9 protein-coding genes and 1 pseudogene are annotated in these 12,446 nt (G+C 56.6%); 5 read left to right on the top strand and 5 right to left on the bottom strand.

The genetic code is table 11. The features are described from left to right. Positions 1-71 precede the first annotated feature (71 nt). From APU11_RS14415 to APU11_RS14405, 3 genes are all read left to right on the top strand, one after another. Positions 72-1,076 (top strand): LacI family DNA-binding transcriptional regulator, encoded by a 1,005-nt coding sequence (locus tag APU11_RS14415; RefSeq protein ID WP_029881777.1) that lies wholly within the window; start codon positions 72-74, stop codon positions 1,074-1,076. Between the two features lie 346 nt (positions 1,077-1,422). After that, positions 1,423-2,799 carry a diaminobutyrate--2-oxoglutarate transaminase gene (locus tag APU11_RS14410; RefSeq protein ID WP_013097916.1) on the top strand — a complete coding sequence of 459 codons (1,377 nt, stop codon included), beginning with the start codon at positions 1,423-1,425 and terminating at the stop codon, positions 2,797-2,799. A gap of 18 nt (positions 2,800-2,817) precedes the next feature. Continuing rightward, positions 2,818-4,284 (top strand): aspartate aminotransferase family protein, encoded by a 1,467-nt coding sequence (locus tag APU11_RS14405; RefSeq protein WP_013097917.1) that lies wholly within the window; start codon positions 2,818-2,820, stop codon positions 4,282-4,284. Positions 4,285-4,320: 36 nt separating this feature from the next. Here APU11_RS14405 and APU11_RS14400 read toward each other — a convergent pair whose 3' ends face one another. Together APU11_RS14400 and APU11_RS14395 are read right to left on the bottom strand one after the other, a co-directional pair. Beyond that, on the bottom strand, positions 4,321-4,836 hold the full coding sequence (locus APU11_RS14400) for a protein disulfide oxidoreductase (RefSeq protein WP_020690158.1): 516 nt from the start codon (positions 4,834-4,836) through the stop codon (positions 4,321-4,323). Between the two features lie 70 nt (positions 4,837-4,906). Further along, positions 4,907-5,827, bottom strand: coding sequence for a LysR family transcriptional regulator (locus APU11_RS14395; protein ID WP_058651736.1), 921 nt, complete (start codon positions 5,825-5,827; stop codon positions 4,907-4,909). Between the two features lie 122 nt (positions 5,828-5,949). Here APU11_RS14395 and APU11_RS14390 point away from each other — a divergent pair. Together APU11_RS14390 and APU11_RS14385 are read left to right on the top strand one after the other, a co-directional pair. After that, positions 5,950-7,768 (top strand): annotated as a pseudogene (locus APU11_RS14390) (adenine deaminase C-terminal domain-containing protein). Further along, positions 7,749-9,092 (top strand): NCS2 family permease, encoded by a 1,344-nt coding sequence (locus APU11_RS14385; protein ID WP_038979509.1) that lies wholly within the window; start codon positions 7,749-7,751, stop codon positions 9,090-9,092. Before APU11_RS14390 ends, APU11_RS14385 begins: the two are co-directional and overlap by 20 nt. Here the strand turns inward: APU11_RS14385 and etk are convergent. The 3 genes from etk to APU11_RS14370 all read right to left on the bottom strand — a co-directional run. Continuing rightward, positions 9,089-11,287, bottom strand: a complete 2,199-nt coding sequence (gene etk / locus APU11_RS14380; protein ID WP_038420175.1) for a tyrosine-protein kinase — start codon at positions 11,285-11,287, stop codon at positions 9,089-9,091. The two genes, APU11_RS14385 and etk, sit on opposite strands and share 4 nt — an antisense overlap. Further along, entirely contained in the window at positions 11,287-11,736 is a 450-nt protein-coding gene (locus APU11_RS14375) for a protein-tyrosine-phosphatase (RefSeq protein ID WP_013097923.1), read from the bottom strand. Before APU11_RS14375 ends, etk begins: the two co-directional genes overlap by 1 nt. Next, on the bottom strand, positions 11,736-12,446 hold a 711-nt coding region (locus tag APU11_RS14370), incomplete at its 5' end, for a polysaccharide export protein (protein WP_192842104.1). The genes APU11_RS14370 and APU11_RS14375, both read right to left, overlap by 1 nt.

Raw genomic sequence — 12,446 nt, 5'->3', positions numbered from 1 at the left:
TACCCCCTTTCCTTTTACATCAGTAACTTAGTTGTATACTCTTTAACACGTGACATTAACGGAGTAAGAAAATGGCTTCCCTGAAGGACGTCGCAAAGCTGGCTAACGTATCGCTGATGACCGTCTCACGCGCGCTTAACAACCCGGAGCGCCTTAAACCGGAAACGTTGGCACGCGTACAGCAGGCTATTGAGCAGACCAGCTACGTACCCGATCTTTCCGCCAAGAAAGTACGCGGCGCGCATGCCTCGCCAAAAACCATAGGCGTGCTGGCACTCGATACGGTGACGACACCTTTCTCGGTGGAGATTACGCTGTCCATTGAAGAGACGGCCCGGATGCACGGCTGGAACAGTTTCGTCATGAATATGTTTACCGATGACAACCCGGAGGCAATCGTCGATCTGCTGCTCTCTCACCGCCCGGACGGCATTATTTACACCACCATGGGATTACGTCAGGTTCCTCTCCCGGCCAAGCTCCTTACCCTTCCCTGCGTGCTGGCCAACTGCGAAAGTATCGATGAAGAGGTCGCCAGCTATATTCCTGATGATGAACAGGGGCAGTACGCCGCCGTACAGGCGTTACTCGCCGCAGGCTATCGACAGCCCCTGTGCCTGCATTTACCCGCAGATCATCTGGCCACAACCCGACGCCGTCACGGGCTGGAACGTGCATGCCGTGAAGCGGGGCTCGACCCGGACCGTCTGGATCATAGTTATATGGCGTTTGGGGACGAGCACTATCGCGACATTCCGTCAGTTCTGCAGGCGCGCATTCAGAATGGCCTTCCCCAGTTCGACTCGGTTATCTGCGGCAACGATCGTATCGCATTGATGGTTTACCAGACCCTGCTGGCGCAAGGGATTCGCATCCCTGAAGATATCGCAGTTATCGGCTATGACAATATGGTGGGCATTGGAGAACTCTTTCTTCCGCCTCTTTCAACGGTTCAATTGCCGCATTATGAAATTGGTCGCCTCAGTGCTCTGCATATTATTCACGGTGAAACCCATCGGGAAACCACGCGCGTTGAAAGTCCATTTTTAATGCGGAATTCCATTACGCATCTATGATGACCACCGCTTTTTAGCCCTGTCGCAGTAATAAGCAGGCTAAGGAGGCGGTCAACCTCCCTTTCAGGGAAAAATGGCACGATTTGTCACACTCTTTTTTATGATTTTACCCTCAAGGCAGTTAGCACGTAACCGGCTGTTTTTATTTGCCATAACACATAATTTTCTTTCTCAAAACGGGGATATTCCGTCCCCTGTGCCCCATGTCACAAAACAGTAAACAAATTAACCATTGAGCCCCGTGGCAAAAGGCTCTATATTGGCGGCGTTTTTTTCAGGCCCCCATCTGTTTTTTAACTTTTTATTCAATCGTGGCTCATAACGAAGCGGCGGTTGTAGGAGTGATATGATGACGGATAAAGTCCGTATTGACACCGTAGATGCCCACAAAAGCAACGAAACCTATCTGGCCCGTCAGGCCGAGTTTGAATCTAACGTCAGGAGTTATCCGCGCAAACTGCCTTTAGCCATCACTAAAGCAGAAGGCGTGTGGATCACCGATGCAGATAATAAAGAATACCTTGACTGTTTAGCAGGCGCAGGCACTCTCGCGCTTGGCCATAACCACCCTGATGTGCTGAAAAGCATCCAAAATGTCATTACCAGCGGCTTGCCGTTACATACTCTGGATCTGACTACGCCTCTGAAAGACGCGTTTTCCGAATACCTGCTCTCTCTGCTGCCTGGTCAGGGCAAAGAGTACTGCCTGCAGTTCACCGGTCCATCCGGTGCTGACGCCGTGGAAGCGGCGCTGAAGCTGGCGAAAAAAGTCACCGGCCGTAGCGGTATCATCAGCTTCTCGGGTGGTTACCACGGTATGACTCACGGTGCACTGTCCGTGACCGGTAACCTGTCTCCGAAAGAAGCGGTAGACGGTATGATGCCAGAAGTGCAGTTCATGCCTTACCCACACCAGTACCGTTGCCCACTGGGTATCGGCGGTGAAGCAGGCGTGAAAGCGCTGACCTACTACTTCGAAAACCTGATCAACGACGTTGAAAGCGGCGTGCGTAAACCTGCTGCGGTAATCCTGGAAGCCGTTCAGGGTGAAGGCGGCGTGAACCCGGCTCCGGTTGAGTGGCTGCAGCGCATCCGTAAAGTGACTCAGGAACACGGCATTCTGCTGATCCTGGACGAAGTTCAGGCAGGCTTTGCCCGTACCGGTAAATTCTTCGCGTTCGAACACGCGGGCATTGAGCCAGACATCATCGTGATGTCTAAAGCCGTTGGTGGCGGTCTGCCACTGGCTGTGCTGGGTATCAAAAAGCAGTTCGATGCATGGGCACCAGGTCACCACACCGGCACCTTCCGCGGCAACCAGCTGGCGATGGCAACCGGTCTGACGACGCTGAAGATCCTGAAAGACCAGAACATCGCTGGCAAAGTGGCTGCACAGGGCGAATGGCTGAAAGGCCAGCTGAACGAGATGGCGAAACGCTATCCGGTTATCGGCCACGTTCGCGGTCTGGGCATGATGATCGGTATTGAGATCGTTAAGCCACACGAAGCCGCTGACCACATGGGTTGTTTCCCGGGTGATGGCGAGCTGTCTGCACTGATTCAGAAGAAGTGCTTCGAAGCCGGCCTGATTCTGGAGCGCGGTGGTCGTAACGGTATCGTTCTGCGTCTGCTGCCTTCTCTGCTGATCAGCGATGATGAGCTGAAAGTCTTCCTGGATAAATTCGAGCAGGCACTGCTTGCTGCGGGCGTTCGCCCGGCGTAACCGGAGTTGTTGATTACGATGTCTGATTCAAACCCAATTTTGTTCTCCTCTGCGCAGAGCATTGAAGCTTACCAGCAGGCGATTGAACAAAGCACTCAGGCTGTGATGCAGTGGCTGAAACAGCCTGAGATGTATCAGGGCAAAACGGTCGCGGAACTGCGCGATCGCATTAAGCTGGATTTCAACCCGAAAGGGCTGGGCAACGAAGCGGCGATTGAACGCGCCGTGGAGTTCTTCCTGAAAGACAGTTTGTCCGTTCATCACCCGCAGTGTGTGGCGCACCTGCACTGCCCAAGCCTGGTCGTTAGCCAGGCGGCGGAAGTGCTGATTAACGCCACTAACCAGAGCATGGACTCCTGGGATCAAAGCCCGTCCGCAACCATTATTGAGATCAAACTGATCGAATGGCTGCGTACCCGCGTGGGTTATCAGGCTGGCGACGCGGGTGTCTTCACCAGCGGCGGCACCCAGAGCAACCTGATGGGTCTGATGCTGGCACGTGATGCGTTCTTCGCACGTCAGGGTCACTCTGTCCAGCAGGATGGTCTGACGGGCGATCTGCGTAAGATCCGCGTACTGTGCTCCGAAAACGCGCACTTCTCCGTGCAGAAAAACATGGCGCTGATGGGTCTGGGTTATCAGTCCGTCGTGCAGGTGAAAACTGACGAATTCTCTCGCATGGATCTGACCGATCTGGCGGCGAAAATCGAGCAGTGCAACGCCAACGGCGAACAGATTCTGGCGATTGTCGCGACAGCAGGGACCACCGATGCCGGTGCTATTGACCCGCTGCGTGCCATTGCTGAACTGGCGGCGAAGCAGAACATCTGGGTACACGTTGATGCGGCCTGGGGCGGCGCACTGCTGATGTCTGAGCAGTATCGCCACTACCTGGACGGCATTGAACTGGTGGATTCCGTTACTCTGGACTTCCACAAACAGTTCTTCCAGACCATCAGCTGCGGTGCATTCCTGCTGAAGGAAGCGCGCCACTATGAGCTGATGCGCTATCAGGCGGCTTACCTGAACTCTGAGTTCGACGAAGAAGCCGGCGTGCCGAACCTGGTTTCCAAATCGCTGCAGACCACACGCCGTTTCGACGCGCTGAAGCTGTGGATGAGCCTGGAAGCGCTGGGTCAGGAGCAATACGCGGCGATTATCGATCACGGCGTGACGCTGGCACAGCAGGTTGCAGCTTATGTGAAAGAGCAGCCCGCACTGGAACTGGTTATGCAGCCACAGCTGGCAAGCGTGCTGTTCCGCTTCCGTGGCGAGGTGCAGGCAGATGATGCAGGTATCGCCCTGCTGAACCAAAAAATTGGTGATGCGCTGCTGGAGTCCGGCCGTGCAAACGTCGGCGTGACCGAGCATAACGGCGTGACCTGTCTGAAGCTGACGCTACTGAACCCAACCGTGACGCTGGAGGATATCAAAACCCTGCTGTCTCTGGTTGAGCGTACTGCGCAGGAAGTTCTGGCGAAGTAATACACAGCCCCTCTTCCACCGGAAGAGGGGCTATTTTTATAACCCTGCCCACCACATCCTGACTTTTAATCCCCAGTAGCTTGTCCAGCCCGTTGTTGTACTGACGACATTGCCTTTAGAGACCAGCACCAGCGTCGGCGTTACGCTAACCTGCCATTGCTGTGACAGCGCACCGTTTTCGTCATTAATCACCGGCATTTTCAGCTGCTTCTTTTCGACCCAGCGCGCAAGCTTAGCGTCATCACCAGAGCGCATGGCAATACTCACCACGTTCCCGCCCTCTTCTGCCAGCCTATTGACCGCAGGCGTGGTATAACGACAGATGCTGCACCAGGTCGCCCAGACGTAAATCAGCAGCGGCCGATCCTGACTGAGTGCAGCAATGTCATGTACTGAGCCATCAATACCCTGCATTGGGGTAGCGCTAAACGTGGCGGGTAATGTCGGCTTGCGGTACTGATCCACACCCCACATCACGGCCAGCGCCAGCAGTACGAGTATGATCCCTTCCCGCGCCCAGCGGCGCAGTTGGCTGAATTTGCGGTTTTCCATTGTGACCTCGTGATTTAACGAAAGTCATCTTAGCGAGCTGCGCGCCGTTTCGCTGTAAAGAAGTGTCGCCCTACCTGGTGCGTAAGGTATCAACCATCAGGGTAAAGCAGGATTCAATGAGCGGAGGCAGCGCCTGCGGGGCACGCATCAGCGCCACCGTGCGCGCCAGGGCCGGTTGCTGAAGGTGAACCACCTTAAGCTGCGAGTCCTGCAGGTGGGTGGTGTAAAGCTGAGGCAATATCCCCACGGCAAGCTTCGAGCGCACCAGCCCGTATAATGTCTCGATATAGTCCACCTGATAACGGGTCTGCAGGGACAGACGGTGGCTTTCGGCAAGCGCATTGACCAGCCGCTGAATATTGCCTTTTGAGAAAACGGCAATATCCCGGCCCACCAGCTGTTTCCAGGGAACATGTGCCGACGCGGCGAGCGGATCGTCGCAGTGCAACACGGCCACAAACGGATCCTCCTGCAGCGGGAACACGTCCAGCTGTTCGGGTACCGAGTTGTCCAGCGCCCCGATGCCAAAATCAATCTGCCCTTTCAGCAGTTGCGCCACCAGCGCATCGTTGGTCTGGTCGTGAAACTCCACCCGCAGACGTGGAAAGGCTTGCGCCAGCGTCTGCGGCAGCAGCGGAAACAGTAGCGAACTGACTGAAGGCACCAGACCGATCCGCACCGTACCGTCGCCGCCGGCCTGCACAATCTGCTGCATATCATCAAACGCCAGCTGCGCCACGCTGAGCACCCGCTGGGCGTGTGGCAGAATGGCGTGACCCAGCTCGGTCAGCGTGACCGCCGACGCGGTACGGTTGACCAGTTTACCGCCGAGCACGGTTTCGATTTGCCGCAGGGCGCTGCTGAGTGCCGGCTGGCTGATGGCCAGTTTACTGGCGGTATCCGTAAAATGACGCAGCTGCGCCAGAGTGACAAAATACTGTAGCTGCCGAAGGGAGAGCGCAGGCAAGCGCTGCCAGGGTTCCGTCATCATTATCCATTACACGCGTCACAGAATAACCCGGGGTTATCGGGCGATAAATTTTATCAGCTGGGCAAACGTTTGCCGGGTGCATAGAGTAACGTCAATATTTCAATGCTGGAACTGTTAATTGCATGACTGCCGAAACCCGACGCCGCGCCGTGAAGGCTGCACGAGGCGAAACGCCGTTTGACCTGTTGCTTACGCATACCCGAGTTGTTGATATGGCAACCGGTGAGATCCGCGACGCGGATGTGGGCATCGTCGGCTCGCTTATCGCCAGCGTCCATCCGCGCGGCAGCCGCAACGATGCGCTTGAGACGCATGACCTGAATAACCAGTTTCTCTCTCCGGGGCTAATGGACACGCATGTTCACCTTGAAAGCTCGCACCTGCTGCCCGCCCGCTACGCAGAGATCGTACTGGCGCAGGGCACCACCGCGGTGTTCTGGGATCCGCACGAACTGGCAAACGTGCTGGGGATTGAGGGCGTCCGCTTTGCCATTGAGGCGAGCCGCAACCTGCCACTGCAGGTAATGGTCGCGGCGCCATCGAGCGTTCCTTCCACACCGGGGCTGGAGATGTCCGGCGCAGACTTTGCGGGCGAAGAGATGAATACCCTGCTTGGCTGGCCCGAAGTGCGCGGCGTGGCGGAAGTGATGGACATGCACGGGGTGCTGAATGGCAGTCAGCGTATGCTTGAGATCCTGCAGGCCGGGCTGGAAAGTGGGAAGCTGATTGAAGGTCACGCGCGTGGTCTGAGCGGCGCGGATTTACAGGCGTATCTGGCGGCGGGCGTCACCTCCGATCATGAACTCACCTCCGCCGACGATGCGCTGGAAAAATTACGCGCCGGGCTGACGCTGGAGATCCGCGGCTCGCATCCTTATCTGCTGCCTGATATCGTCAGCGCGCTGAAAACGCTGCCGCATCTGTCGTCACAAATCACGGTCTGCACTGATGATGTCCCACCGGACATCCTGATGGAAAAAGGCGGCATCATCGCCCTGCTCAACCTGCTGATTGAACATGGCCTTCCGGCGACGGACGCGCTGCGGTTTGCCACCCTGAATGCTTCCCTGCGCCTGCAGCGTAACGATCTCGGGCTGATTGCCGCGGGTCGTCGTGCGGATCTGGTGGTGTTCGATTCACTGGATAAACTGACGGCTCGCCGGGTGTACGTCGCCGGAAAATGCATTGCCCGTAACGGAGCGATGATCGAGCCGATTGTTGATACGCCCCTGACGCTGCCCCGGGATACCGTGCGCCTGTCGTCGCTGACCGCCAGAGATTTTTACATGCGCATCGACAACGCAAACCACGGTGTGGCGCGCCTGCGTCATATCAGCGGCGCACGTTTTACCCGCTGGGGAGAAACCGACGCCCGGGTACGTGACGGACGCGTTGAGATACCGGCTGGTTTTAGCCTGATTTGGGTTCAGCACCGCCACGCGCGCCATGCGGCAAAACCGCAAATCGCCCTGCTGGAAGGCTGGGGAGAGCTGCGGGGGGCCATTGCCACCAGCTACTCCCATGACTCACACAACCTGGTGGTACTGGGACGCAATCCTGATGACATGGCACTGGCCGCCAACACGCTGATCCAAAGCGGTGGCGGGATGGCGCTGGTCCAGAACGGGGACGTGATTGCCCATGTGGCGATGCCCATTGCGGGGATGTTGTCAGAACTCGCCCCTGCGGAACTGGCGCGCCAGTTTCGTGAACTGCGTGAACGCAGCAGCCAGATTGCCGACTGGGAGCCGCCATACAGAGTATTTAAAGCCATTGAAGGGACGTGCCTTGCCTGCAACACCGGGCCGCATTTAACCGATCTTGGACTGACCGATGGCAGCACGCGCCAGATTGTCGATCCGCTGATTTCTTACCGGGAAACCCCGGACACCACACAATAATACCGAAGGAGAGCCGGATAATGGCCGACAATACCGTTAATTCGCCAGCACCAGGGAACTGGCTTGAACGTCGTTTTGCACTGCATACGCGCGGCAGTACCGTGCGCACAGAGTGTCTGGCCGGTCTCACCGGTTTTCTCGCCGCCGCCTATTTGCTGGTGGTCATCCCGGGGCTGCTGGCCGTGGGCGGGATGGATAAAGGCGCGGCGACCACCGGCACCATTTTGGTGTTTGTGGCCGGTACGCTGCTGATGGCGTTTTACGCCAACCTGCCGTTTATTGTCGGGCCCGGCATTGGTGGCTCAGTGCTGGTTGGGGTAACGCTGGCGGGCAGTGAAGGCATCGGCTGGCAAATTGGTCTGGGCATTGCCTGCTGGTCGGGAATTTTGTTCTTCCTGCTCACCCGTTTTGGCCTGCGAGAGGTTGTGACCCGCTCCGTACCGCAGTCCATCAAACTGGGACTGACGGCCTCTATCGGTCTTTTTGTCGCCGTACTGGGCTTTCGCAATGCCGGGCTGGTGCTGGCTAACGCAAAAACGAACGCGCTGATGCTGGGTGATTTTCTCTCCCCAGGCGCGCTGGTGGCGCTCAGCGGTCTGTTCCTCGCCATTGCCCTGCAGGCGCGTCGCATTCCGGGCGCCATTTTGTGGGCCATTTTGTTTGCCACCCTCGTAGGCATTCCGATGGGGGTGACCCACCTTCCTGCCAGCTTTATTGACATGCCTCACTCACTGACGCCGGTGCTGGGCCATATCGACATGCTGGGCGCGCTGAATATTGCCTTCCTGCCGTTCCTGTTTGTCTTTTTCGCATCGGAGTTTTTCTCCACCATGGGCACCACGCTGGCGGTGGGAGGTGAAGCCGGGTTGCTGGATGAAGAGGGCAATATGGCAAACATCAATCGCCCGTTTATGGTGGACTCGATTGCCGCCGCGATTGGCCCGTGGGTGGGTATTCCTGCCGCCACGGCGCTGATCGAATCCTCCGCGGCCGCAGAAGCGGGGGGGAAAACCGGCATGACGGCGCTGGCCGCTGCGGTCATGTTCTTGCTGATGCTGCTGTTTACGCCCGTTGCGCTCATGATCCCAAAAGAAGCCACCGCCCCTGCCCTGATCCTGATCGGCCTGAATATGTTCAGCGGCCTGCGTAAGGTGAATCTGGCAAACTTCACCGACGGGCTGCCGGTGCTGATGATGGTAATGATTACGCTGATTGCCAACAGCTTCGGGACAGGGATTGCGGGAGGGCTGCTGTTTTACATCGTCATTAAAGCGATTGCAGGAAAATGGCGAGAAATCCCCGTTGGTCTTTGGATCCTCGCCATTCCGCTGGTGTATTACTTTGCCACGCTGGTGAAGCACTAATCCTTGCGCGGTTGCCGTGTCGGGCGTTGGCCATACTCGTAATGGCCATAGCCTGCACGGTAATACAGCGCTGCCGATTTCACCACATCATTCAGCACGGTGCCGTTGATATGCGCCCCCGTTTGCTGCAAACGCTTAATGCTGTTCTCCATCTCTTTGAGGCTGGTTTTACCATAGCGGGCCACCAGCAGCGAGGTGGCGGCCACCGGGGCAGCCACTGAGGCGTCGGTTACGGCCAGCACCGGCGGGGTATCGAGGATCACAAGATCATAATGCTCGTCTGCCCAGGTCATTAACGCCCTGAAGCGTTCGCTCATCAGCAGTTCAGAGGGGCGTAACGGAACCGGCCCGCAGGTTAGCACATCAATGTTGCCTTTCTCATAGCGCTGAATCGCCGCCTGGAAATGACATTTTCCGTCAAGCACGTCGGAAAGCCCGGTATGGTTTTTCAGATCGAAGATGTTGTGTACATAGCCTTCGCGCATATCCGCATCAATGAATAACACCCTGAGCCCGGCCTGCGCCTCAATCGCGGCCAGCGAGGTGCTGACAAGGGTTTTACCGCAGTCCTGCGTTGGGCCTGAAATCATCACGATCCGGTTAGCGGCATCCTGCAAGGTGAAATGCAGGCTGGTGCGCAGCCCCCGCACGGCCTCGACAAAAACATCCGCAGGCCGATCAACCGGCAGGAAAGGGACATCGACAATCTTGTGTCTCCAGCGTGAGCCAAATACGCGTTTTTTACGCAGGTTGGTTTTTTTCCACAGCCACTGGGAACGGGGCAAGGTGGCCATCACCTGTACGCCAAGCCCTTCCAGTTGCTCGGAGGTGTTGATGCCGCGTCTGAGCGCCATGCGGACCAGGACCAGCCCCATTGAGCATATCAGCCCCAACAGGATGCCTAAGACGATGACCACCAGCTTTCGCGGTTTGATGGGATCGGGTTGCGTCACCGCGCTGTCGATAATTCGCACGTTACCAATGGCGCTGGAGCGCGAAATGTTCAGCTCCTGCTGACGGGTGAGGAGCTGCAAATAAATGGTGCGGCCTGACTCCACATCCCGACTGAGGCGCAAAATGTCCTGCTGAGTCGATGGCATGGCGGCGACACGCTGATTAAGGCGAACCTTCTCCTGCTCAAGCGTCTGACGCTTTTCACGCAAGGCGCGGTAGTTCGGGTGCTCTTTCTTGAACAGCTGAGAAATCTCCGCCTCACGAAACGTCAGCTCGTTGAGCTGGTTTTCGATATTCACAATCTGCTCGAGAACCGATTTCGCTTCCAGGGAGAGATCCACCGAGTCACGCTGTTTGCGATACTGATTCAGCCGCTCTTCAGCCAGATCCAGTTCGCTTCTGATTTTAGGCAACTGCTTCTGCAAAAATGCAAGACTGCGGGCATCCTGTGCTTCCTGGCGCGCAATGTTTTGCTGCAGATAGTTGTTGGCAATCCGGTCAAGCACATGCGCAATGCGCTCAGGATCGTTTCCGGTCAGCGTGAGCGTCAGCACCCCACTCTGCTTTGCCGATTCAACGACGCTAAATTGGGTGCTGAGCGTATTGATAGCTTCCAGACGGGTGCTGTTTTGCACCGTGAATTGCGTGCCCGTTGGCGCATTCATTTTCACCACCAGCAGTGAAACGCCAGCTTTTTCCAATGGTTTCCCTTCCCTGCCCTCGGCATAAAAGTTATCCCCCTCCAGCCGGTATGCCCCTTTTTCCAGCACAGTGAGCACAAGGGTGCGAGGCTTTCCTTCAACAGGGGGAAGTTGCAGCCAGCCAAGGGCAACCGTCGCCGGTTTACGGCCCTGCAACCGTGCCCACAGTCGTCCCACTACCGGGAACGTACGCTGCGTCACGTGCTGCGTTAGGCCTAATTCATCGACGGTTGCGCCCAGGATCATCCGCGATTTAAGCAGAAGAATTTCAGGTTCGACATCGGGAGACATCTCACTCCCAAACTGCCTTAAATTTTTGAGCAGGCTGTTATCCTGCTTTCCTTCTACCTGGATTAAGGCATCAGCGCGATAAACGGGCGTGGCCAGAAAGGCATACAGCCCCGCCAGCAGGGTGAACAGGAAAGTTATCGATAAAATGACTGCACGGTGATCGATCACCTCGCCGAGCAGGCTAATGAGATCGATTTCATGGTTCTCCGGTGCTGCCGCACCGTAACTGTCTGTTGTGTAAGACGACATTAACGCTTCATTCCTTGTTGACTCAAACGATGAGCCCATTCCTGACTGGCTTTGCCCAGCAGACCGAAAACATAATCGAACGCTTCACGACTTTTACAATAGGGATCTGGGATGTCCTGCGGCCCCAGCCATTGCCCAAAAAGCAGCGATTTGCCGCGAATTTCCGGGGCCATGTCAGAGATAAAGCGAAGATGGGCAGGTTCCATCACCAGAATCAGATCCGATTCCCGCATGATCTGCGGGGTCAGTTTGCGCGCGCGATGTCCCTCAAGTGAGATCCCATGTCGCCTGGCCACGTCCTGAGCGCTGACATCCGCCGGGCTGCCCTCCAGCCCATAGATACCTGCCGAGGTTATCCGTTTTCCCGGTAGCAGCTGACGCAACAGCCGCTCGCCAATCGGCGAGCGACAAATATTGCCGGTGCAGACCACTAAGATGGAATCAAACATTATTGCGGCCACGATCTGATGTAACGGACCGTTTCGGTCAGGTCATGAACGCCACTGATGGTCGGCACGAGCTGCGTAATGACGCGATTCCAGCGTGACAGCGGTGCCGTGGTGACGTAGACAATGTCGTACGGCTCAAGCTGGAATTCAGTGCCCAACACCATCGCGGAGGCATCCTGCGCGTTAAGCTGATAAATGTTGGCAATTTTTCCCGCGTCGTTGCCTTTGGCAATGGAGCGAATGACAAAAATGCCCGTCGCATCGGCCATATCCTGATTCAGGCCGCCCGCATTGCTTAGCGCTTCAGCAAGAGTCATTCCGCTCCTGTCCATCTTGAGCGTGCTCTGCTTGATCACCTCCCCCATCACGAAGACTTTCAGGGCGTCATTACGAGGCACAAAAAGGATATCGCCCGGATAGAGCAGCTTATTTTGCGTCAGGTCGCCGTGCTGCATCAGCGCATACAGAGAGAGGCGCGAATCTTTCCCCTCGTGAGTGAGAACCACATTGCGCCAGTCCGCATCGGCAGAAAGCCCGCCTGCCGCGTTGACGGCATCCATGACCGTCAGGGGAATATTGGTGATTGCCTGCTGACCAGATTTGACGACTTCGCCAGTGACATAGGCTTTTTGCGAGCGGAAGGCAGCCACGCTGACGTCAACCTGCGGGCTTTCGATCACGCTATCCAGCAGTTTGGCGATCGCTTCCCT

The sequence above is a fragment of the Enterobacter sp. 50793107 genome, assembly GCF_001463365.1.
Lineage (GTDB): Bacteria > Pseudomonadota > Gammaproteobacteria > Enterobacterales > Enterobacteriaceae > Enterobacter > Enterobacter cloacae.
Note: the sequence above shows the minus strand (reverse complement) of the source record. Positions and strands in the feature narration are given on the sequence as shown.